Origin of the sequence: Luteibacter sp. ME-Dv--P-043b (assembly GCF_030209605.1) — a bacterium.
Taxonomy (GTDB): Bacteria; Pseudomonadota; Gammaproteobacteria; order Xanthomonadales; family Rhodanobacteraceae; genus Luteibacter.
Genome location: NZ_JARVRT010000003.1, coordinates 109,354 through 131,855 on the forward strand (window position 1 = coordinate 109,354; position 22,502 = coordinate 131,855).

Genomic DNA, 22,502 nt, shown 5'->3' on the forward strand with positions numbered 1-22,502 from the left:
CAACGTGCGGGCGCGGCTCAGTCGACGCGCCTCGGCGCGATCCGGCCGCGCGAGAGGTCCACGATACGCGCCGCGAGCGCATCCAGGCGATCCAGCGGCGCACTCACGACCAGGTCGGCACCGTCGGCCACGAAGGTTTCGTCCTCGACCGTTCCTTCCATGTCGCGTATCCGTGCCGTGACCAGGGCCAGCTCGGCAAAGTCGCAGTGCAGGCCCAGCCGGCCGACCGGGACGATCGGCGTGCGCGGGGCCAATCGCAGGCACTCGGCCGCGCTGCCGCCGTAGGCACGGGCGAGGCCGCCCGCGCCCAGCTTGATGCCGCCGTACCAGCGCGTCACCAGCACGGCCACGCGGTCGCAGCCCTGTCCGTCGATCGCCTGCAGGATGGGACGTCCGGCCGTGCCGCCGGGTTCGCCATCGTCATGGAAGCGGTAGGCGTCGCCCACCCGGTAGGCCCAGCAGTTGTGCGTGGCGTTCGCATCACCGGCGGTCGCGAACCAGGCGAGAGCATCTTCCGCCGACGCCACGGGGGCGGCCTGGGCGAGGAAACGGCTTTTCCTGATGTCTTCCTCATGCCGCCACGATGCGGCGAGGGTATCCAGCGGCACACTCATGGGTGGATATCGAGCAGGTCCTGGGGCAGGTCGTAACGGGGGTGCCGGCGGCGGAGGTCACGCAGCTGGCGCAAGGCCTCGGCGCGTTCACCGCGCCCGAGCAGCCGGCGGATCTCGCCGACGGCATCGTCCGGTGGCAGCACGGGTGTCGCAGGATACCGCGCTTCGTCCCGCGGCGTGCCATCGCCCGCCCGCGTTGCGCTGCGGGGTGAAAGGCCGGACAAGGGTGCCGCGCTGGAAGGTGGCGGCGTGCCGGCCGCAGGCGCGCCGCCGACAGGGGCGCGGCTTTCGACGGCGGGTGTCGCCCGCGGCGGCACGCTTCCCGCCGGTGAGATGCCGGGCGATCCCGACAAGGCCCCCTCGGGACGCAGCTCCAGCGGTCGGGCATCGCGCGTGCGCCAGGCGAGGCCCCCCACGAGGGTCAGCACGAGCACGATGCCCGCACCGGCGATCCGGAGCCAGCGTCGCGACATGCGTCAGGCCCGCGAGGTGGCAGGGCGGGGTTCGACGGCGCCGCCGACACGGTTGCGCCCGGCTTCCTTGGCCCGGTACAGGGCGCGATCCGCGGCATTGAGCAGATCGAGCGGACCGCTGTTCGCGGTCGGATGCATCGCCGCTGCGCCGATCGTGATGGTCAATATCCCGAAGGGACTGGTCGGGTGCAGGATCGCCTGGGCCTCCACCTGGGAACGAAGATCCTCGGCGAGCGCCAGCGCATCGTCCAGCCGCGTGCCGGGGGCCACGACCGCGAACTCCTCGCCGCCGAAGCGGGCGATGAAGTCGCTGGGACGCAGGCCGCGTGCGGTCAGCGTGTCCGCCAGCGCACGCAGGCAGTCGTCTCCGGCGAGGTGGCCGTAGCGGTCGTTGTATTCCTTGAAATAGTCGACGTCCATCATCAGCAGGGCGATGGGTTCGCGCTGGCCGGGGCGGTGCCACTCGCGCAACAGCCGCTCGTCCAGCGCGCGCCGGTTGGCCAGGCCGGTAAGACTGTCGATGAATACCAGCCCCTGCAGTTCCTCGCGGCTGCGTGAGAGTCGGTACTCCTCTTCCACCAGGTCCACCTGCGCCAGGGTACCGCGCAGGCCGATGCCGATGACCGCGGCGATCGCCCCCGCGATGCCCAGCGAGGGATAACCGGGAATGACCATCAGGCCGAAGCCGAGCACGCTCATGGCCAGGAAGGTGGGGCTGGCGCTCTGCACGAAGCGGACGAGGTAGACCGGCGCGTGCCAGTGCCTTTGCGGCAGGCGGGCCGCCATCGTCGTCACGAGCGCAAGGAAGGGCACGTCGAGCAGGACATCCCACAGGGACGTGCCGAAATTCGGGTTGCCGCCGAGTGCGACGAAGTGGTTGTAGAAGAAGCCGGCTAGCGCATAGGTGACGAAGAAGGCGGTGACCGAACGGAAGAAGGCGTGGTCGTCGGCGCGGTCCGTGGCCAGGAAGCGCAACGATGCCGCCACCGCGAGGCAGGCGTTCTCGAAGTCGAGCATGTAGGCCACGTCGATGGCTTGTTGCGGCCCTATGGCGCCCTGGAGGGAAACGATGGAGAAGGTGCGCACGTAGAACAGCACGCCCAGCAGGGACGCCAGTACCAGGTCGATGCCCAGCGCCCAGTACTTGCGGGCCGCCACCGGCGCGGACGATACCGCCACCAGCACCGGCAGTACGTAGAGGATGTAGAAGAACATGCTGTCGCCGGGTGCCAGGTTGGCGTTGTCCAGCGTGTAGTCCTGCCGGGCGGACAATCCCATGCCGATGGTCCAAAGCAGCAGGCTGGCCGTGAGCAGCCACCAGCGGCGGTCGCCGGGCGTGCCCGAGCGACGGAACGCGCGCACTGTGCCAGCCACGGCCAGCGACGCCACGGCGAAAAAGAACACGTAGGACACGGTCATGCCGCGCGAGGGCATCAGCGCAAGGCCGGCAACGTGGGCCGCGACGATGAGGACCGCGGCGATGAGCGCTTTCATTGGCGTGCTTCTCCCGGCCTGCGACGCAGTAGTGGTAACGGCAGGCATGAGGGAAGATTGAGCGCCTGCGGGTGGCTACGCCGCGCGAATGGCGCCCTTGGCGATGACCGGGCCCGTGGGCTGGCCGGTGGGCGAGCCGCCCGACGGTTCCAGCGAAACGGCCAGGGCGGCCGTGGGGCCGAGTCGGTCGAGCAACGACTTGTCCAGGTGGATGCGCTTGGGATCGGAGGGTGCGAAGACGCCCACCGATATGGGCTTGCCGCCTTCGGGGATCAGCCAGAGTTCGGTGCTGCGATCGGCGGCGATCGCCTCGGGTGTCGCGGGCACGAGCAACAGTTCGCTACGTTCGATGTCCATGGTGGCTGTCCACCCGGCCACGCCATGGTCGGTGGCGATGGTGGCGACCATCAGCGTGGCCGGTGCCGGTGCCGTCGTCGCCACCGGCGCCGTGGTCGGCACGCCGGGACGGGTGAGGGTCAGCACCAGCAGACAGGCGGCCACGGCCGTGGCGCCCATGCCGAGCCAACGCCACAGTGCCACGCTGTCCCAGGCACGGTCGGGCTTGCGCGATGGCGCAGCATCCAGGCCCAGGCGCCTGCGGATCGCGGCCCACACGTGGGCCGGCGGTGCCTCGTCGGCGATCTCCAGCGCGAGCGGCGTGAGATGTCGCTGCCAGAGGCCCACGGCGACGGCCGCCTCCGGGCTGGTTTCCACCTCCCTGGCGACCGCGGCGCGCGCGTCCGCATCCAGCAGGCCGAGTACGTACTCGGCATACCGCAGGTTGTCCTTGTCCGATTCGAAAGTACTGTTCATGGATTGAGGCAAGCCCTGAGCTGCAGGAGACCGCGGCGGACCCAGCTTTTCATGGTGCCCAGGGGCACCTTTGCGCGTTCCGCCAGCTCGTTATACGTAGCGCCACCGAAAAAGGCTTCACGGATCGAGCGACGCTGCTGTTGTTCGAGCTCGGACAGGCAGGCGCGCAGGCGGCGGTACTCCTGGTCGCTTTCCGCGTCATGGGCGGGTCCGGGGCGATCGTCGACCAGGGCGTCGAAGTCGACATCGTGCGCCTGGCGCAGGTCCGGGCGTTGGCGCAGGCGGTCGATCGCCTTGTTACGGGCCACGGTCAGCAGCCAGGTAACCGCGCTGGCCAGGGCCGGATCGAAACTCCCGGATCGCTTCCATACGGTGACGAAGGCCTCCTGGAGCACTTCTTCCGCTTCGTCGCGATCGTTCATCACCCGCAGGCAGACGCCGAACAGGCGCGGCGAGGTACGGCGGTAGAGCTCGGCGAAGGCGCGTTCGTCCCCTTCGGCGGTGCGTAGCAGCAATCGGTTCAGCTCGTCGCGCTCGGCGGGGCTGGTGGCGGGCATGCGTCGGGTTTCCTTGGTCGGACGGGGCCGGTCAACGGTGCACCACGATCTATAGCATGAACCGGGTGTCGGGGGCAGCGTAGCCGGGCATGTGCATCCTTTTGCAGCACCATCCCGTATATATCCGGAAACCCAAGGAGCCCCTGTCCCCATGCCCATCGACGCCACCCGCAACGTCCCCCTGCCGCGTCGCAAGGCAGCGTGGCGCCGCTGGTTCGACACCTCGGTCGCGGATGCCGGCGACGATGCCCGTGCCGATCGGATCGACTGGCTGCGCGCCTCGCCGTTCGTGGTGATGCACCTGGCGTGTTTCGGGGCGATCTGGACGGGTGTGTCGACGGTGGCGGTAGGGGTCGCGCTGGCGCTGTACGCCGTGCGGATGTTCGCGTTGACCGGTTTCTACCACCGCTATTTCTCCCATCGCACCTTCCGCACATCCCGGGCGGTGCAGTTCGTCTTCGCCCTCATCGGTGCCAGTTGTGTGCAGCGTGGTCCCCTCTGGTGGGCGGCCCATCATCGCAACCATCACCGGCACACGGACACGACGCTGGACCCGCATTCGCCCTCCGTGCACGGATTCCTCTGGAGCCATGCGGGCTGGTTCCTGACGCCCCGTGGCTTCCGCACCGAGATCGAGCGCGTGCCCGACCTGGCCGTGTATCCGGAACTGCGCTGGCTCGATCGCTTCGATACCGCCATTCCCGTCGTGCTGGCCATCGCCCTGTTCGGGCTGGGCAAGCTGCTCCAGCACGTGGCGCCGGGCTTGGGTACGAATGGCTGGCAGATGCTGGTGTGGGGGTTCTTCATTTCCACCACCGTGCTGTTCCACGCCACGGTGACCATCAACTCGCTGGCCCACCGGTACGGCAAGCGGCGTTTCGATACACGTGACGACAGCCGCAACAACGTGTGGCTGGCCCTCATCACGTTCGGCGAGGGCTGGCACAACAACCATCACTTCTTCCCCGGCACCGTTCGCCAGGGTTTTCGCTGGTGGGAGATCGACATGACCTACTACGGCCTGGTGGTGATGTCGTGGCTGGGGCTGGTGCATGACCTGAAGCCGATCCCCGCCTGGGTATCCGTCAAGGCAAGGGGTTGAGCATGCGCATTGCGGTCGTCGGCTCGGGCATTGCCGGACTTGCCTCCGCGTGGCTGCTGTCGAGGCACCACGACGTCACCCTGTTCGAAGCCAACGATTATCCCGGCGGACACACGCACACCCATCGCGTGGTCCAGGGCGGGCGCGAGTATGCCGTGGACACCGGTTTCATCGTGCACAACCGGGCGCACTATCCGCTGCTGTCCGCGTTTTTCGACGAACTGGGCGTGGCGACGAAGCCGACCACCATGAGTTTCTCGGTGCGCAGCGAGGCCAGTGGCCTGGAGTACAACGCCGCCACGCTGGACACGCTGTTCTGCCAGCGACGCAACCTGGTCTCGCCGCGCTTCCTGGGCATGCTGCGCGACCTCTTCCGTTTCTATCGCGAGGCACCGGCGCTGCTGGACGTCGACGGGCAGGGACCGTCGCTGGGCGATTACCTCCAGGCCCACGGTTACGGCGCGGCCTTTCGCGACGAACACCTGGTGCCGATGGCCTGCGCGTTATGGTCGTCGCCGTCGTCGTCGATCCTTGGCTTTCCGGCGAAGTACCTGGTTCGCTTCATGGCCAACCACCATATGCTGCGTATCGCGGGCCGCCCCGAATGGCGCGTGGTGGAGGGTGGCTCCCGCACCTACGTGGATGCGCTGCGCGCTCGCTGGCACGTGACCGAGCGGCTGAATACGCCGGTGGTGGGCGTGCGGCGCCACGCGGACTCCGTCGAGGTGGTAACGCACGGCGGCACCCACGCGTTCGACGAACTCGTGCTGGCCTGCCACAGCGACCAGGCGCTGGCGCTGCTGGGGGATGCCGATGGCGCCGAGCGCTCCGTCCTAGGCGCCATGACCTACCAGCCCAACGAGACCGTGTTGCATACCGATGCCTCGTTGCTGCCGCGCTCGCGCAAGGCATGGGCCGCATGGAACGCCTTCATTCCGGCCCGGCCGGGCGCGGCCTGTACGGTCAGCTATTGCATGAACCTGCTGCAGGGTATCCAGGCGCCCGAACCGTTCGTGGTGACGCTGAACCGCACCGAGGCCATCGATCCGTCGCGCATCCTGCGTCGCATGACCTACCACCATCCGGTCTATACCCACGCATCGGTAGCGGCACAGGCGCGCCGGAACGAGATCCAGGGCCGGCGGCGCACGTGGTTCGCCGGCGCGTACTGGGGCTGGGGATTCCACGAGGACGGCATGCGCAGCGCCGTCGAACTGGCGCACGACTTCGATGCCGTGGTCGCCCGTCGTGCCGAGGTCGTGGCGTGAACACGTCCCTTGCCAGTGCGGTGTACGAGGGCGTGGTGACGCACCATCGCCATGCGCCGCATGAGCATGCGTTCCGTTATCGCATGGCCCAGCTGTTCCTGGACCTGGACGAAGTGGACCGGGTGTTCGCCGGTCGCTGGCTGTGGTCGACGAACCGGCGCAACGTGGCCGAGTTTCGTCGGTCGGATTACTACGGCGACCCGGCCACGTCGCTGGCCGACGCGGTACGCGACCGCGCTGGCGAGGTGACCGGCCGCCGGCCCGCCGGCCCCGTGCGCGTGCTGACCCACCTGCGCTATGCGGGTATCGTGTTCAACCCGGTCACGTTCTACTACTGCTATGCGGTGGACGGCACGACGCTGGAATGCGTGGTCGCCGAGATCACCAACACGCCGTGGCGCGAGCGCCATACCTATGTGCTGCCCGTCACGGCATCCGGTGGCCACGCCATCGACGCCGACTTCGACAAGGTCTTCCACGTGTCACCGTTCATGCCGATGGACCGCACCTACCGCTGGCGCTTCACCGCGCCGGATGTACGGTTGAGCGTCCACATGGACGTACTGCGGGACGGCGAGCGTGAATTCGACGCGCACCTGTCCCTGCATAGGCGGCCGCTTTGTGCCGCCTCGCTGGCTCGCGTGCTCTGGCGCTATCCCCTGATGACCGCGCAGGTGGTCGGCGCCATCCATTTCCAGGCCCTGCGCCTGTGGCTCAAGCGCAACCCCGTTCACGACCACCCGATGAAGCAAGGCTCACGACCATGAACCGCATCGCCCGCACGGAAGAATTCATCGCCGACTCGCGCAGCCACCGCTTCCTGCGGCGCATGCTGCTGTCACGCATGGCGGGCCTCCGGCATGGCCGCCTCACCATCCTTGACGCGCTCGGGGGCACCACCTTGGGGGAGTTCGTCGAGGGTGCGCCCGATGTCAGGCTGGACGTGAAGGACATGGCCTTCTACCGGGCCGTGGCGGCCAACGGCAGTGTCGGTGCCGGCGAAGCCTTCATGGATGGCCTGTGGACCTGCGACGACCTCGTCGGCCTGATCCGGTTGCTGGTGCGCAACCGGGATCGTCTCGATGGCATGGAAACCGGACTCGCGCGCGTGGGCGGCCTGGCGATGAAGGCTTGGCACGCGCTGCGCGAAAACACGCGCGTGGGCAGCCAGCGCAACATCGCCGCCCATTACGATCTAGGCAATGATTTCTTCCGCCTGTTCCTGTCCGCCGACCTGATGTATTCCTCGGCGCTGTGGGAGGGTGAAGACGACGACCTGGAAACGGCGTCCACCCGCAAGCTGGACCGCATCTGCCAGTGGCTGGACCTGAAGCCCGGCGACCGGGTGTTGGAGATCGGCACGGGCTGGGGCGGCTTCGCCATCCATGCGGCCCGTCACTACGGTTGCCACGTAACCACCACGACCATCTCGCGTGAGCAGTTCGCGCTGGCCGGCACGCGCGTGGCCGAGGCCGGGCTGGGCGACCGCGTGACCCTGCTGCTGGAGGATTACCGCGACCTGACCGGCAGCTACGACAAGGTGGTGTCGATCGAGATGATCGAGGCCATCGGCGCGGCCTACCAGGAAACCTATTTCGCCAAGATCGCCAGCCTGCTGCGTCCCGGCGGGCGTGTGCTGCTCCAGGCCATCACCATCGAGGACCACCGTTACGCGCAGGCCCTGCGTTCGGTGGACTTCATCAAGCGATTCATCTTCCCGGGCAGTTTCATCCCGTCGGTGCAGGGCATGCTGGCGGCGAAGACACGCGCATCCGATCTCGCGCTGGTGCGGCTGGAGGACTTCGGCGCCTCCTACGCACGCACGCTGCATGCCTGGCGCGTGCGGTTCATGGCGCGCCTGGCCGACGTGCGCGAGCAGGGCTTCGACACGCGATTCATGCGCATGTGGGAGTTCTACCTCGCCTACTGCGAAGGCGGTTTCATCGAGCGATCCATCGGCGTGTCGCACCTGCTCCTCGAAAAGCCGAGGCTCGCATGAGCGTCTGGCATACCTTCCTGGTGATCTGGCTGGTCGCCGCCTGGGTGATGACCGCGGGCTGGGCATGGCAGTGGCGGAAGAAGAACGCCGGCATCGTCGACGTACTGTGGTCGGTCGGCGTGGGCGGGTCGGCCGTGTGGGCGGCCCTGGCCGGCGCCGGTGCACCGCTTACCCGTGCGGTGCTGGCCGTGCTCGGCGGCGCCTGGGGTGTCCGCCTAGCATGGCACCTGTGGAAACGTGTCCGGGGTGAGCCGGAGGATGGCCGCTACCGCGCCTTGCGCGAACACTGGCAGGGTCACCAGGGCAAGTTCTTCGGTTTCTTCCAGTTCCAGGCGTTCCTGGTGGCGATGTTCGCCGTGCCCTTCACGGCCGTGGCCGCCAACCCGGAGGCCAACCTGCCGATGATCGTCGTGGCGATCGCGATATGGGTGATCGGCGTAGCGGGCGAGTCGCTCGCCGATCGCCAGCTGGCCCGCTTCCGCGCCGAACCGACGCACCGGGGAAAGACCTGCCGCGACGGCCTCTGGCGCTATTCGCGGCATCCGAATTATTTCTTCGAGTGGCTGCACTGGTTTGCCTACGTGGCGCTGGCGGTCGGCTCGCCCGTGTGGTGGCTTGCCCTCAGTGGTCCGGTGGTGATGTTCCTGTTCCTGCGTTTCGTCAGCGGCGTGCCGTATACGGAAACCCAGGCGCTGCGTTCGCGCGGCGAGGAATACCGCCGCTACCAGCGCGACACGCCCATGTTCTTCCCCTGGTTTCCTTCCCGAAAGAGCGACGACGCATGAACACGACAGCCGAAGCCAACGGTTACTCCCGCGAGGATCGCGCTGCCGGCGGCCTGCTCGGTCTTGCCGAGCGGGGCATGCTGCCTGACGCCCTGATTCGCCGCGGTATCCGTAGCCTTTGCGCGGCGCGCCTGCGCGAGGAAGGCGAGGGCGGGCTGTCCGCCGTCGCCGCGCGCTACCAGAAGCGTATCGACGCGTTGCGGCAGAGCCCTGTCGCCGTGCATACCGATGCGGCCAACGGCCAGCACTACGAGCTTCCCGCACGTTTCTTCGAGCTGTGCCTGGGGCCGCGCCTGAAGTATTCCGGCTGCCTGTATCCGTCCGGTGCGGAAAGCCTGGCGCAGGCAGAGGAAGCGATGCTGGAGGTGTACGGACGCCGCGCGGAACTGGCCGACGGCCAGTCGATCCTGGAGCTGGGCTGCGGCTGGGGCTCGCTCACGCTGTGGATGGCGCGGCTCTATCCGAACGCGCGGATCACCGCGGTATCCAACTCTAGCGGCCAGCGCAGGCATATCGAGGCGCGCTGTGCCGAACTGGGCCTGGACAATGTCAAGGTCATCACGACCGACGTGAACACACTGGATCTGGACGCGAACGGCTACGACCGTTGCGTGTCGGTGGAGATGTTCGAGCATATGCGCAACTACGAGACGCTGCTGTCACGCGTGGCCACGTGGTTGCGCCCGGGCGGCAAGCTGTTCGTGCACATCTTCGCCCACCGTCAGTTCATGTACCCGTTCGAGACGGACGGCGACAACGACTGGATGGGTCGGCATTTCTTCACCGGCGGGCTGATGCCCGCGTCTGACACCCTGTTGTGGTTCCAGCGCGACCTGCGCATCGAAGAACGCTGGCATGTGGACGGCACCCACTACGAGCGCACGGCCAATCACTGGCTGGCCAACCAGGATGCCGCGCGCGACGAGGTGATGACCGTGTTGCGCGAGGCGTATGGCGATGCGGCCGGGTTGTGGTTCCAGCGCTGGCGGATCTTCTGGATGTCGTGCGCCGAACTGTTCGGCTACGACGATGGCCAGGAGTGGCTGGTGGCGCACTATCGGTTCGTACGGGGCTGAGCCTTCGCCGTATCCCCGGCTTGTCGGGGCGGTGCGTTGCTGGCGTCCCGCAGTGTCATGCGTCCGTCGTCGGCCACGTCGATCACGCCACGCCGATGTGCCTGCAGGCGCACGGCATCGGCAGCGCTTGCACCGATCCGTGTGGCCGTCTGTTCCACGCCGAAGGGCATGTTTCCGCGACGCTTCTGCCTGCCGGTGAATCGGGCGCGGTTGTACGTCGACCAGGCCGTGATGGTCAGTGCACTGAGCAGGGCGACCAGGAAGATGGCGTCGATGTCGCCGCCATCGCCGATGCGATGCTCGACGTAGAACTGCAGCCACACGGAACGCACGCCGAAAACCCACGCCACGAACGTGAAAAGCGGCAGCCAGAGGAATGCCCAGGCCAGCCAGGCGACGATGGTGATCACGCCGAACAGCGTCCGCCGTGTACGCGACTGGCGCTCGGGATGCTGGATGAGGATGGCTTCGGCTTTCATCGCAGTCCGCGGTCCGGACTGATCCACACGGCACGCTTGCCCCGGGGTTTCATCAGCGCCTTGGGCATGGCCACGATGGAGGTGGCGGTGTTGAGCAACCAGTACACCAGCGGGTACCAGATCATCCAGTAATAGTTGCGGCCGATGCGGGTTTCGTAGCGGCGATCCACCAGCAGGCTGACGAAAAACTGGGTCAGGCAGATCACGCCCAGCACCACGCCGTGCCACTGCGGCAGCAACGTCTGGACATAACAGGCACGGGGCAGCTCGATGAACTTGCCCAGCAACCACAGCACGCCGATGGTGGCCATGGTGTACGACCAGATCAGGCTTATCACATATTCCAGCGCAACCGGCCACATGCGTCGCTGTCGCCAGTGCATCAATTTGCCGGTGTAACGCAACAGGACTTCGGAACCCCCCTGGGCCCAGCGCAGCCGCTGTTTCCACAGGCCCCGGATGGTCTCTGGCATGAGTATCCAGCACAGCGCATTGGGTTCGTAGCGGATCTCCCAGTGGCGCATCTGCAAGCGCCAACTGATGTCGATGTCCTCGGTGACCATGTCGGTATTCCAGTAGCCGACGTCGTGCAGGGCGCTCTTGCGGAATGCGGCGATCACGCCTGACACCGTGAAAATACGCCCGTAGACGCGCTGCGCGCGCTTGATCAGCCCAATGATGGACGAGAATTCGCCAACCTGCAGCTTGCCGAGCAGCGTCGACCGGTTGCGAATGCGCGGATTGCCGGTCACCGCTGCCACGCGCGGGCTGTCCAGCATGTGCGAGATCAGCCAGTGCGTCGCAAAGTCGTCGAGCAACGCGTCGCCGTCCACGCAGACCAGGTAGTCGGCGTTGGAGGCGAGCGCCGCCGCACGCAGGCCCATGGCCTTGCCCTGGTTGCTGGCCATATGTATGACGCGCAGCGCCGGATACTGGTCCATCAGCTGGTCGAGCTGGGCGCCGGTATCGTCGGCGGAGCCGTCGTTGATCGCGATGATCTCGAAATCCGGGTATTGCTGCGAGGCAAGATGCGCGATGGTCTCGCGCACCTGCTCTCCTTCGTTGTGGCACGGCACCACAAGCGACACCTTGGGGTAGGCATCCAGTGCGGGCGGGTGCACGCGGACCGGTTCGTTACGTTCCCAGCGCATGAAATAGATCAGGCCGCCGCTCATCCAGATCAGCGACATGGCCAGGGGATAGAAGAACGCGAACTCGAGAAACGCGTGCAGGATGCCGCCATTCACCGCTTCGGCTCCTCGTAGGGATAGTCGGAGGCGGAAATGAAGGGGCGGATCGTTTCCAGGTCCGGCCGGTTGTGCAGGAAGTCGTCGGGGTAGTAGCCGATGTGGCGCGCCCCCTGGGCCTGCACCTCGCGCATGTGTGCCGTCAGCTCGGCGTCGGGAATGGGCGTGTGCGTGCGCCAGTCCATCGTGGCGAACTCGAACAGCGTGCGTTCCATCGCCCCCGGCACGGCTGCCACGCGCGCGGTGAGCTGGCTGTACCACGACGCGCGATCCGGCTGCTGGTCCAGCTGTGGCATGGCCATGATAGCGGTCATGTCGTAGGCGGCGACGAACGCAGGCAGGCTCTGCGCCGTCCACGCTTCGGCCTGTGGCTGAAGTACCGGACGGGCGTACAGGTTGCGGGCGGTCAGCACCTGCGGGCGCCAGCGACGTACGCGCTCGGTCAGTGCCTTCGTGAAATCGATGAGGGCCTGGGTGTTTTGCGCCGGGGTGTTCTTTGCCCACGGGCCAAGGTGGTCGGTATCGCGCAGGTAGGCATCATCCGAAAACAGGATGCCGGCTTCGTCGGCGTGCATGGCAAGATCTTCGTAGACGTCGCCGATCATCTGGCGGACACGCGGATCGTAGGGTGCCAGCCGGAAATGATCGCCGCCGTGCGCGGGTTCGCCGGCGAGCGAAGGCAGGTCCTTGCCCTTGGGAAAGCGGAACGCCAGCACCGGCATCCACGCATACACGCGAACGCCTGCCCGGGTGCGTAGCTGCCAGGACACGCGGGAGAACAGGTCGGCGCGCATCGGCAGGTGGCGATTGGGAAAATAGACGGCATCGGCTACGCCGTCACCGTCGGGGTCGGCATAGGCCTGGAGCCACACCTGGCTCGGATGCATGCGCTTGATCCGGTCGAGCAGTTTGGACAGGTTGCGGTCCTGCTGCGCGGGGTCGGCATCGTAGATGTAGTCGAGGTCGACCTGCACGGCGCGCGTGGCATCGACCCGTGCCTGGTGGCGCATGAGCCAGCCGAGCCGGTTGGCGGTGACGTTGCCGCCGACCAGCAGCCGCGGAATGGTCTTGCCGGGCACCAGGGTGGGCAGGCTGTCGCCGAGGCTCAGCGAGACGTTCATGCCCAGCCGGCTGGCCACGTCGCGGCCCACGCGCGTAAAGGCACCGTAGGGCCAGACCACGGCACGCGGACGCACACCGGTGTGCGCGGCGATCTCGTCGGCGCTGTGGGAGAGATCCTTGCGGACGCGTGCGGCGTAGTCGGATTCGGTTTCGTACCGCCGGGTAGCGTTGTCGTAGAACAGCGACGCGGCCATGGGCATCTGGTTGCCCTGGGGGTTGCCGTTCTGGCCCTGGTGCATCGCCCACGAATGCGAGGCGAATTCCACCAGCCCCGACGCCTGCATCGTGGCGACCTGGTCCCAGGTCAGGAAGCAGGCGCGCGTGCAGTCGCCGCCGTTGTACGGCATGTGCTCGCCGTCGGGCATGTCCATCCACGAGCCGACCAACGCCTGCACGGCGGGGTAGCCGTAAGCGCGCAGCAAGGGATAGACACGGGTGTAGAAACTGACCAGGCCATCGTCGAAGGTAAGCAGGACGGCATCGGGAGGCAGGGGCGTGCCGCCCTTGCTGGCATCGACCACCTGCGCCAGGCTGACCATGTGGTAGCCGTTGGCGCGCAGCCAGTCGAAATGCGAGATCAGGTGATCGGTGCTCGTCGCATCGGGATCGTGGTCGGCCGGGTTGCCTACATCGTCGCGTACGTCGTGGTAAGCAAGCACGATCAGTGTGGGATGCGGCAGGGCGGCCGGCTGCGCGGCGGCCGAAAGGGCCACCCCGCACAACATCATCAGGAACAGCAGCGGACGCATGGCTCTCATTCTCCCCAGTGCATCGTCAGGTCGAGCACGACGCGATGCTCGCGACGTCCATCGTACGGTTGGTTGTGCCAGCCGATACCCCAGCCCAGGCGCAGCCCGGCGCGCGGCTGGAACGTCTGGCCGTAGCGCACGGTGGCCATCCAGTCGGTGGCATAGCCCTGTTCGGCGTACTGCCCGAAGGCGACGTCCACGCGTTGCGTCACGGATCGCTCGTAGACCTGGCCCAGCAGGTTCTGTAGTCGGGCGGTGAGGGCGTAACTGTTGTCGCGGCGGGGGTTGAAGTACGGACGATCGGTCTGCGAGTTCATCGAGCCGCCCACGGCGATACCGCCATCCAGGGCCAGGTTGGGCGCCGTGTGCAACCGTTGGGTCAGGGTGGCCGACCAGGCGCGGCGTTCGTTGCCGTCGCTGAAGTTGTCCCGCGAGAGGCCCACGCGTGCCTGGGTCAGCTCGCTGGCTTTCCAGGTGACCGCGGTGTCCAGCGTCCTGGCGGAGATGCCGTAGTACTGCCCTCGCAGCGGCGCGTCATCGCCCGCCGTGCTGTAGTCGGTCGACCAGGCCCAGTGATCGCCGATGGTCCAGTTGAAGCCACCTTCCAGCGCGGTCTTGCCGACATAGCGGTCGGCCGCGGGCAAGATGCGCACATAGGCCTCGAGGCCACGGGCATAGCCGATGACACCCATGCCCGCGCGCGAACGACGCACGCTACCTTCGGGCAGATCCGCGGTGGAGTAACGCGCCAGTGCCAGCACGCGCCAGTGGTCGTCGATCAAGGGGCTGGCGACAGAGGCCTGCGTGGTGGCATCGCGATCACCGAAATCGGGGCTGGAGCCCTTGCCCTGCTCGGTGCCGATGTCGAACTGCCAGCCGCGCTCGCGGTGCCACGAGCGCAGCGCACGTGCGACACGGCCATTGCGGTCGGCCAGTGTCTGGGCCACGGCCAGGTCTTCGTCGACGCTGGCGTAATCGTTTAGTGCCCGCGCGGCCTCGGCTTCGCCGAGGTATGCACCGATGTCGCGACGATCCAGGGTGCCGGCGATGTTGAAGTCCGCCTGCGCGCGACGGGGCCAGCCGCGGGCCATCTCCACCATGCCCAGTTCGCGACGGATCTGTGCGTTGGCAGGGGCCTCGCGACTCATCGCTGCCAGGCGCGCATGCGCCTCGGCCGGCATATCGACGTATTCGCGCAAGGTAGCGGCATTGAGATCGGCATCTACCCGCCGCGGATTCTGGATAGGCAGGCGGATGCCGGGGACACGGATCCACTTCGGCTCCTTCGCCACCACGGCGTCGATAGTGCGGATCGCGTCCCGGGTTCGGCCGGATTCGAGATAGGCGTACATCAGCCCGATGCGCGGTTCGCTGTCCGCCGCGTCGTAGGGGCCGGGGTCCCTGGCAAGGCTGTCCTCGTAAAGGGTGACGGCCTCATGCGGGCGACGCTTCCCGAGCAGGGCGTCGGCCACCGCGCGCTCCACGTAGGGCGGCAGTACCACGTGGCGCTGGCGCAGCACGTCGTAGCGCGTGACGACTTCATCGGTACGGCCGGCATGATCGAGGGCGACCAGCAGGTCCAGTTCAGCGCGCAGGCGCAGTGCCGGATCGAGTTTTGGATCGTCCGCGAGGCGCCGCGCGTCGGCAACGGCCCGATCCGCCTCGGCATACGGGTTTCGCGGGTTGGCGGGTTCGCCGTTGGCCCAGCGGATCTCGTGGGCGACATCGTCGGCATCCAGGCGGTGACGGTCCGCTGGCGAGAGCGGGGGCTGCAGGCGTGCCGCCCGTTCCCGGGCAAGCGTGGTGGCGCCCATCTCCGTCAGCAAAGCGACGTTCAGTGCCTGTGCCTCGGCATCCCCCGGCCAGCGGTCGAGCACGGCCTGGCAATGCGCCAGGGCGTCGACGCGATGTCCCGCGCTGCGCTCGTGGCGTGCACTGGCCATCAGGGCATCGCGCTCCAGGGCTGTCGTAGAAGCCGTCGCCGCTGCGAACGGTCCGTAGAGGGCCAGCAGCCATGCCATGCGCAGGCGTGCGTCGCGCTTACGACCCTTGCCGGGTAAGACCATCGATTCCCATGCCATCCTATGATTCGGCAGTTGTAGCATTCCCGGCGTCGAGGCTGCGAAGCCGGTGTATGACGCCATCGATGCCGTGTTCGATCATGTCGAACGCGTGTGCGAAGTCCTTTGCCGAGCCATACCAGGGGTCGGGCACGTCGACGCCTTTGGCGTCCTCGGTGAAATCCATCAGCAGTCCGATCTTTTCCTCGGCATTCGTCGCCATGCGCCGTAGCGCGTGTACGTGGCTGGCGGTCATGCCCAGCACCAGATCGTAGTCGGTGAAGTCGCTCGGCACGACGCGCCGGGCGCGGTGCGCCGGCATGGCGACGCCGCGACGCTTCAGTTCGGTCAGGGCGCGAGGGTCCGGCGGATTGCCGATTTCCTCGCCGGTAACGGCGGCGCTGTCCACGCGGACGTCCCACTGCAAGGCGGCGGCCTTGTGCAGCAGCAGCGCGTGGGCCGTGGGTGAGCGGCAGATGTTGCCCGTGCAGACGAACAGGACGGAGGGTGTATGTGTCATGCGTTACCTTGGTGCAACGGGTGTTCGGGAACGAGGTCGGTGGGCACGTGCACACCGCGACGGGCAATCTTCTCGGTCATGATCGTGTGCTGCATCAGCAGACCCGAGACGAGATAGGCGGCCACGCTTGCGGCGAGCAACGGCAGCAGCGCATGGGGCTGCATGGTGGTTTCGAACACGAACACCGCGGCGGTCAGCATGGCGCGTGCCGCCCCCGCGAACAGCGCCGCCATGCCCACGAGCGCGGCCATGCGGGGGTCGACCTGGGCGATGGGCCAGTGGGCGAGGAAGATGCCGAGCAATCCGCCGAGTGCGCCACCGATGGTGAACAAGGGTGCGAGCGTGCCGCCCGACGTACCGCTGCCCAGCGCGATCGACCACGACACCAGCTTGGCGAAGGCGAGCAGTGCCAGCGCGCCGAGACCAAGGTGGCCGCCGATCACGGCGACGATGTTCTCGTAGCCCACGCCCAGCGTGGAGGGCACCAGGTAACCCACCACACCCACGGCGATACCGCCGATGGCCGGCCACCACATCCAGTGAATCGGCAGGCGCTCGAAGAGGTCTTCCAGACCGTATACCAGCCGGGTCACGCCGACGCCGATCACGCCGAACAGCAGGCCCAGCAGGGTGTAGACCGCCAGCGCCGTGACCGAGGCGGGCAGCAGCGCCGCCATCGGGAACACGGGGCCCGGGCCTTCGAGTGCGAAGCGGACGGCGGTGCCGGTCGCCGCAGCCATGGCGACCGGTACCAGCGAGCGCGCGCGACGCTCGAACAGCAGCATCTCGATGCTGAGCAGCACGGCGGCGAGGGGCGCGGCGAAGATGGCAGCCATACCCGCCGCGGCACCGGCCGCAAGCAGCGTCTTGCGTTCATCCGCGGTCACCGGCAGCAACTGCCCGATGAAGGAACCGAGGGCACCACCGGTGGCGATGATCGGGCCCTCCGCACCGAACGGGCCGCCGGTACCGATGGCGATGGCCGAGGACACCGGCTTCAGCCAGATCATGCGGGCGGGAATCCGGCTTTCGTTGGTCAGCACCTGCTCCATGGCTTCGGGGATACCGTGCCCGCGGATGGCTCGCGAGCCCCAGCGCGCCATGGCGCCGACGAGCAAGCCACCGATGACGGGAATCAGGATGACCCAGACGCCGCGGTGGTTGTGCGCCGGGCTCACCCAGGTCGTGCTCCAGTCGCCGAAGAACGCCACATGCGTGACCAGTGCGATCAGCCGCGTCAGCGCATGGGCGATGAGCGCGACGAAGGCAGCCAGGGCCATGGCGATCAGCGTGGTGGCGACCAGGCGTCGGCGGACGCGCGGCAGCCGGCTGCGCATGTGTTCCTGCGCGAGCGTGGGGTCGAGCGAGGGCGCAAGTGGGATGGCCGCCCGGTCATGGGGCGGATGCAGGGGATCGGTCATGGTGGGTAGCCGAACAGGGATGCGACAAGGCTACGCGTTACCGCGCTTTGTAGCTGGCTGGCAGATGAACGACCTGTCTGAAATGAAAAAAGCACGCGGTGAAGGACACCGCGTGCTTTTGTCTGGAATGACATGGTGGAGCGGAGGAGGATCGAACTCCCGACCTTCGCATTGCGAACGCGACGCTCTCCCGGCTGAGCTACCGCCCCACGTACCGAGGATCATATCAGCGAATCTGGTGAGTGCCAACATTGTCACTTCGAGGCGTCTCAAAGCTTACCGCGTGGGCTTTCGCTTCACTTCGCACTAGGTGCCTGGCATATCAGCCTCGCCTTTAGCGACGCCGGCCATGCCGCGCTCAGGCCTGGATGGGACAGCAGCCTGCCGATGCGCGCGCGCTCACCCGTCTGGCAAACGTCATATCCGTGATCAAGCAGCCATGTCGCGGTCTTCGGCTGGCCGCCGACGAGTGCGGCTTCCAACGCCCCTCGCGGAACGTTGTCGACGTGATCGGGAGTGGAACCGGCTGCAATGTTCGCTCCCTTGGTCAGGAGTGCGGCCATAGCCTCGGTTTGCCCGCATTGAGCCGCCAATACGATGGGCGGCGAAGCAGTCAGTGGCGAGGTTGCGTCAGGATCTACCCGGGCCGAGAGCAGGGCGGATAGCGCGTGGGAGTTGCCGATCCAGGCAGCGCCCGCTAATGCCTGCTTGAGCGCGTTGGTCGATGTCTCATCAGTCCGGCCAACGAGTTCGCCCAAGGCGGAGTCAAATGCGGCGTCATCTCTCGAGAGGACTGCCGAGCGAAGCCTCGCCGCACTGTCTCCATGGGATGCCTGTGATATCGCATCCTGCGCGGCAGCCTGTTGCATCGATAGGCAGTCCGGTGTGGATGCGTGTGCCGCGCTTGCTGCGGCAGCGATAAGTAAGGCAAAAGCCAATCGTGCCTCGCAGGACCTATTCATACGTACTCCTTACGGTTTTCTGCTTGACCCGGTAAATGACACCGTCCGGTCCCTAATGCACCATCCGGTTAAACCAGATTCGTGACGAGCAATGGATGACACCTGTCAGATGCTAGCGCCGCACGTGCTGGGGACAATGCATCCGCAGCCAGATAACTGACTAACGGAGCAAGCGTAATGAATTCGATCCTCGGCGTAGCGACACTCGCAATGGTCTTCGGCGGGTTCCTGATCTGGGAATGCGCCAGCTGGGTCGGTGCACGCGCGGAACTCGCAAAACAGCAGGCCCGCAAGTTGAGGCTGGAAAACGATCAGCTTGAAGCGATGCGGGGCGCGCAAACATCTTCAAGGACGCAAGCCCGGTTCTGATCGGTACGCATGGTGCGTCCTGCACAGCCCCACGGTCCCGAACATGCCTGACCGTCCGAAAAGGACGGTTTTCATCAGGCGAACGCGGTGCAGCCACTAAGGCGAACGACTACGACCCACGAATCGTTCGATGCCTGGTTGGATGCCTAGCCGCGATCCGGCAACAGCGCGCAAAGACGATCGTGCAACACCTCGCGGCGCCAGCCCTCCAGGGCCTCGGGCCACACACCACCGCTCATCACCAGTTCTTCCATCGAGCGCCGTGCGCAGAGCAGGCCCGGCGGGACATCCAGCTGCGTGGCCAGGGTGTCGATGGCGCTGCGCATCTCGTTGATCGCGCGTTTGGCGTCACCGACCGGGTGGCCGATGATGGCGGCGGTGCTTTCCACCTCGTCCGCCGTGACCGGCTGGCGCACCAGGTCGAACAACTCCTGGCGCTGTGCCGAGCGCAGGGCGCGGGTACCGCGTACGCGTTCATCCAGCTCGGCGGGGGTTTTCGGTATCGACGCGACCAGATCGAGGGCGTGGTTGTCTTCCAGCAGCCAGGAGCGGGGTTTGTCCAGCGTACGTGCCGAGGCCTCCCGCCAGCGCAGGATCCGGCGCAGCAAGGCCTGCTGTTCTGGCGCCCATTCGCTGGCCGCCTTGAAGCCACGCTGGGGCTGGGCATCGCCCTGGCGCTGGCTGGCGCGTCGCTTCATCCGGGCGCAGTCTTCCGCGTGCCAGTGGGCCCTGCCACGTTCGGCCAGGCGTTCGGAGAGGATCGCATGGACCGGGTGCAGATGGACGACGTCGAGCGTGGCGTAAAGCTTCTGCGACTCGGTGAGCGGGCGCTGCAGCCAGTCGCTGCGCGTCTCGCCCTTGTCCAGTTCTTCGCCGACCAGTTCCGCCACCAGGGCGCGGTAGCTGATGCCCAGGCCCATGCCGACGAAGGCCGCGGCGATCTGCGTGTCGAACAGGGTGTGCGGGCCGTCCGGAAGGAACGGGGCCATCGCTTCCAGGTCTTCCCCGGCGCTGTGCATCACCGTGACGACCGGTTGCGCGGCGAACACCGGCGCCAGGGCGTCGTCCAGCGGCACCGCCAGCGGGTCGATAAGGGCGTATCGGCCTTCGTGCGCGAGCTGGAGCAAGGCCAGCTGCGGGTAGAAGGTGTTGCGACGCATGAACTCGGTATCGAGCCCCACGACGGCGGAGGGTGCGATGGGAGCGAGCCACGCATCGAGCCCCTCGCGATGGTCGATCCAGGGGGCGGGGTGAGCGAGGTCGCTCGTTGTCATGCAAGATCCTTGGGGTCGGTCAGGAGTCGCGGCGACGTATCGTGTTGCCCTGCCGGGCGCGATTCCCTATGGTTGCAGCGCACGATAGCAGGCTCGCACGGAACCGCCCACCATGCCCAACACCGAGACCGTTCGACGACAGCGCGCCATGGGCGGCGCGTTGGGCGTGGCCTTGCTCGGTTTTGCGCTGTTCTACCATTTCTTCCCGCAGGTGCTGCACGTCCAGACCACGCAGAACACGCCGCGTTCGCCCATGCGGGGCCAGCCGACCACGATGGGCTTCGACCAGCGTCCGCAAGCGGCGGCTGGGGCGGTGGTCTCCGAACTCGATGCAGGGCCGCCGATCATGCTGGCGCCGACGGCGGTGATCGCGGCGCGGCGGCGTGAAAAATCCCCGGAACGGGTGTTGCCGGCGCAGAAGAGCCCGGATACGCCCGAATTGACGGCCTTGCTCGATCGCGGCGACAAGGCCCTGGCGGTCGATCGCCTGGTGGGGGGCAGGGACAGCGCGGCCGCGCTCTTCGGCGCCGTGCTCAAGGAGAAGGCGGACAGCCAGCGTGCCCTGGCCGGCATGGACGAGGTGCGCGCGCGCATGGCCGCCGAGATCGAGCAGGACATCGCGCTGGGCGACGCCGATGCGGCGCGCGAATCGCTGGCGGCACTGAAGGCGTTGCCCGCCAGCGCCGCGGATGTCGCGCCGCTGCAACAGAAACTGGGCGTGCTGGAAAAAGTGCGGCCGCTGCTGGGCAAGGCGGCGACGCAGTTGCAGGAAGGCAAGGCCGACCTGCCGCACGGCGACAGCGCGCTGGACACCTATCGCCAGGTGCTGCAGATGGACGAGGGCAATGCGGTGGCGGAGCAGGGCATCACGCAGGTGCAGCGCACGGTGCTGGACAAGGCGCTGGCGGCGGTGGCCCAGAACGACTTCGCGGCAGCGGACACGGCCCTGGCCGCCGCCGCGGTCATCCAGCCGGAATCGCAGGCGCTGCAGGATACGCGTGGTCGTATCGAGGGCATGCGCCGGCAGAGTGCCACGGCGATGCTGGCCCAGGCCCGCTCAGCCCTCGACGCCGGCAATCTCGAGCTTGCCCGGCAGCTTGCCGACAAGGCGCAGCAGACCAGCGCCGACCTCGCCGGTCTGGACGACTTCAACGAGCGGCTGACCAATGCCCGCCTGTACGCCAGCTACAAACCCGGCCAGGTCTTCGCCGATCGCTTCGTCGACTCCACCGGTCAGGCCCCCGCCATGGTGGTGGTACCCACGGGGCGCTTCCTGATGGGCTCCCCCGACGGTGAGCGCGGCCACGACGCCAACGAGGCACCCGTGCACGAGGTGCAGGTGGACAAGGGCTTTGCCATGGCGCGCAGCGCGGTCACCATCGGGCAGTTCCGTGACTTCGTCCGCGCCACGGGCTACGTGCCGCAGTCGGTATCGATGCAGGGTGGCAGTGTCTACGACGAGCAGAGCGGCGGCCTGCGGGACGACTCCAACGCGAACTGGCAGGACGACTACGCCGGCAAGCCCGGCCAGGACCGCCTGCCGGTCATCAACGTGTCCTGGAACGACGCCAAGGCCTACGCCGACTGGCTCTCGCAACGCACGGGCAAGAAATACCGCCTGGCCAGCGAAGCCGAATTCGAATACGGCCTGCGTGCCGGCACCACTACACGGTACTGGTGGGGCGACGGCTCGCCCGGTTCCCGCGTGGAGAACCTGACCGGCGGCAACGACCGTTCGGGCTCGGGCCGCCGCTGGAGCAATGCGTTCAACGGCTACAAGGACGGTTTCTGGGGCCCGGCCCCGGTCATGAGTTTCACGCCGAACGCCTTCGGTCTTTACGACATGGGCGGCAACGTGTCCGAGTGGGTGGCCGATTGCTGGCACGACAACTATATCCGGGCACCGCGTTCCGCGGAGGCCTGGGTCAACCCGGGCTGCGGGCGGCGGGTGATCCGCGGTGGTTCGTGGGGCAGCGCGCCGGACATGGTGCGATCGGCTTACCGCCAGGGGGCGACCTCCGACCTGCGTAGCGCGCGCGTGGGTTTTCGGGTCGTCCGCGAGTTGTGAAGCCACTCTCTGCCGGATACGCCTAGCGGATCACTTGACGCTGACGAGCC

General features: G+C 67.2%; 20 protein-coding genes and 1 tRNA gene. 8 read left to right on the forward strand and 13 right to left on the reverse strand.

From position 1 onward, the window contains the following. Window positions 1–17: 17 nt before the first annotated feature. The 5 genes from QRN34_RS01995 to QRN34_RS02015 all read right to left on the reverse strand — a co-directional run bounded on the left by QRN34_RS01995 (window position 18) and on the right by QRN34_RS02015 (window position 3,951). Window positions 18–614 (reverse strand): YigZ family protein, encoded by a 597-nt coding sequence (locus tag QRN34_RS01995; protein WP_285401491.1) that lies wholly within the window; start codon window positions 612–614, stop codon window positions 18–20. Beyond that, window positions 611–1,087: a hypothetical protein gene (locus QRN34_RS02000; RefSeq protein WP_285401492.1), complete on the reverse strand. Its 477-nt coding sequence runs from the start codon at window positions 1,085–1,087 to the stop codon at window positions 611–613. Before QRN34_RS02000 ends, QRN34_RS01995 begins: the two co-directional genes overlap by 4 nt. 3 nt (window positions 1,088–1,090) lie before the next feature. Next, window positions 1,091–2,581: a GGDEF domain-containing protein gene (locus tag QRN34_RS02005; RefSeq protein WP_285401493.1), complete on the reverse strand. Its 1,491-nt coding sequence runs from the start codon at window positions 2,579–2,581 to the stop codon at window positions 1,091–1,093. A 75-nt stretch (window positions 2,582–2,656) separates the two neighbouring features. Beyond that, window positions 2,657–3,394: an anti-sigma factor gene (locus tag QRN34_RS02010; RefSeq protein WP_285401494.1), complete on the reverse strand. Its 738-nt coding sequence runs from the start codon at window positions 3,392–3,394 to the stop codon at window positions 2,657–2,659. Then, window positions 3,391–3,951: a sigma-70 family RNA polymerase sigma factor gene (locus QRN34_RS02015; protein ID WP_285401495.1), complete on the reverse strand. Its 561-nt coding sequence runs from the start codon at window positions 3,949–3,951 to the stop codon at window positions 3,391–3,393. Before QRN34_RS02015 ends, QRN34_RS02010 begins: the two co-directional genes overlap by 4 nt. Before the next feature lie 151 nt (window positions 3,952–4,102). Between QRN34_RS02015 and QRN34_RS02020 the strand changes: the two genes are divergently transcribed. From QRN34_RS02020 to QRN34_RS02045, 6 genes are read left to right on the forward strand one after another with little or no spacing between them, the layout of a single operon-like run. Further along, window positions 4,103–5,053 (forward strand): fatty acid desaturase, encoded by a 951-nt coding sequence (locus QRN34_RS02020; RefSeq protein ID WP_285401496.1) that lies wholly within the window; start codon window positions 4,103–4,105, stop codon window positions 5,051–5,053. Window positions 5,054–5,055: 2 nt separating this feature from the next. Further along, window positions 5,056–6,321 (forward strand): FAD-dependent oxidoreductase, encoded by a 1,266-nt coding sequence (locus tag QRN34_RS02025; protein ID WP_285401497.1) that lies wholly within the window; start codon window positions 5,056–5,058, stop codon window positions 6,319–6,321. Continuing rightward, complete coding sequence (locus tag QRN34_RS02030; RefSeq protein WP_285401498.1) at window positions 6,318–7,088, forward strand: DUF1365 domain-containing protein; 771 nt, start codon at window positions 6,318–6,320, stop codon at window positions 7,086–7,088. Before QRN34_RS02025 ends, QRN34_RS02030 begins: the two co-directional genes overlap by 4 nt. Then, a complete protein-coding gene (locus tag QRN34_RS02035; RefSeq protein WP_285401499.1) occupies window positions 7,085–8,320 on the forward strand; it encodes a cyclopropane-fatty-acyl-phospholipid synthase family protein in 1,236 nt (411 codons plus the stop codon). The genes QRN34_RS02030 and QRN34_RS02035 overlap by 4 nt, the downstream gene beginning before the upstream one ends. Beyond that, window positions 8,317–9,105, forward strand: coding sequence for a DUF1295 domain-containing protein (locus QRN34_RS02040; RefSeq protein WP_285401500.1), 789 nt, complete (start codon window positions 8,317–8,319; stop codon window positions 9,103–9,105). Before QRN34_RS02035 ends, QRN34_RS02040 begins: the two co-directional genes overlap by 4 nt. Then, window positions 9,102–10,181, forward strand: a complete 1,080-nt coding sequence (locus tag QRN34_RS02045; protein WP_285401501.1) for a cyclopropane-fatty-acyl-phospholipid synthase family protein — start codon at window positions 9,102–9,104, stop codon at window positions 10,179–10,181. The genes QRN34_RS02040 and QRN34_RS02045 overlap by 4 nt, the downstream gene beginning before the upstream one ends. Here the strand turns inward: QRN34_RS02045 and pgaD are convergent. From pgaD to QRN34_RS02080, 7 genes are all read right to left on the reverse strand, one after another. Next, window positions 10,160–10,660 carry a poly-beta-1,6-N-acetyl-D-glucosamine biosynthesis protein PgaD gene (gene pgaD, locus QRN34_RS02050; RefSeq protein ID WP_285401502.1) on the reverse strand — a complete coding sequence of 167 codons (501 nt, stop codon included), beginning with the start codon at window positions 10,658–10,660 and terminating at the stop codon, window positions 10,160–10,162. The genes QRN34_RS02045 and pgaD overlap by 22 nt on opposite strands. Further along, window positions 10,657–11,907: a poly-beta-1,6-N-acetyl-D-glucosamine synthase gene (gene pgaC, locus QRN34_RS02055; protein WP_285401503.1), complete on the reverse strand. Its 1,251-nt coding sequence runs from the start codon at window positions 11,905–11,907 to the stop codon at window positions 10,657–10,659. The genes pgaD and pgaC overlap by 4 nt, the downstream gene beginning before the upstream one ends. Beyond that, on the reverse strand, window positions 11,904–13,778 hold the full coding sequence (gene pgaB / locus QRN34_RS02060) for a poly-beta-1,6-N-acetyl-D-glucosamine N-deacetylase PgaB (protein ID WP_285401504.1): 1,875 nt from the start codon (window positions 13,776–13,778) through the stop codon (window positions 11,904–11,906). The genes pgaC and pgaB overlap by 4 nt, the downstream gene beginning before the upstream one ends. A gap of 5 nt (window positions 13,779–13,783) precedes the next feature. Further along, entirely contained in the window at window positions 13,784–15,859 is a 2,076-nt protein-coding gene (gene pgaA / locus QRN34_RS02065; protein WP_285401505.1) for a poly-beta-1,6 N-acetyl-D-glucosamine export porin PgaA, read from the reverse strand. 1 nt (window position 15,860) lies between these two features. After that, complete coding sequence (locus QRN34_RS02070) at window positions 15,861–16,358, reverse strand: low molecular weight protein-tyrosine-phosphatase (protein ID WP_285401507.1); 498 nt, start codon at window positions 16,356–16,358, stop codon at window positions 15,861–15,863. Beyond that, window positions 16,355–17,779: a chloride channel protein gene (locus QRN34_RS02075; RefSeq protein WP_345782878.1), complete on the reverse strand. Its 1,425-nt coding sequence runs from the start codon at window positions 17,777–17,779 to the stop codon at window positions 16,355–16,357. The genes QRN34_RS02070 and QRN34_RS02075 overlap by 4 nt, the downstream gene beginning before the upstream one ends. 133 nt (window positions 17,780–17,912) lie before the next feature. Then, window positions 17,913–17,988 (reverse strand) — tRNA-Ala (locus QRN34_RS02080). Window positions 17,989–18,918: 930 nt separating this feature from the next. On the opposite strand from QRN34_RS02080, the gene QRN34_RS02085 reads away from it, so the two are divergent. Continuing rightward, window positions 18,919–19,110 carry a hypothetical protein gene (locus QRN34_RS02085; RefSeq protein WP_285401509.1) on the forward strand — a complete coding sequence of 64 codons (192 nt, stop codon included), beginning with the start codon at window positions 18,919–18,921 and terminating at the stop codon, window positions 19,108–19,110. 146 nt (window positions 19,111–19,256) lie between these two features. On the opposite strand, the gene rnd is transcribed toward QRN34_RS02085, so the two are convergent. Next, window positions 19,257–20,384, reverse strand: coding sequence for a ribonuclease D (gene rnd, locus QRN34_RS02090; protein WP_285401511.1), 1,128 nt, complete (start codon window positions 20,382–20,384; stop codon window positions 19,257–19,259). 112 nt (window positions 20,385–20,496) lie between these two features. Between rnd and QRN34_RS02095 the strand changes: the two genes are divergently transcribed. Beyond that, window positions 20,497–22,452 carry an SUMF1/EgtB/PvdO family nonheme iron enzyme gene (locus QRN34_RS02095; protein WP_285401512.1) on the forward strand — a complete coding sequence of 652 codons (1,956 nt, stop codon included), beginning with the start codon at window positions 20,497–20,499 and terminating at the stop codon, window positions 22,450–22,452. Window positions 22,453–22,502 lie beyond the last annotated feature (50 nt).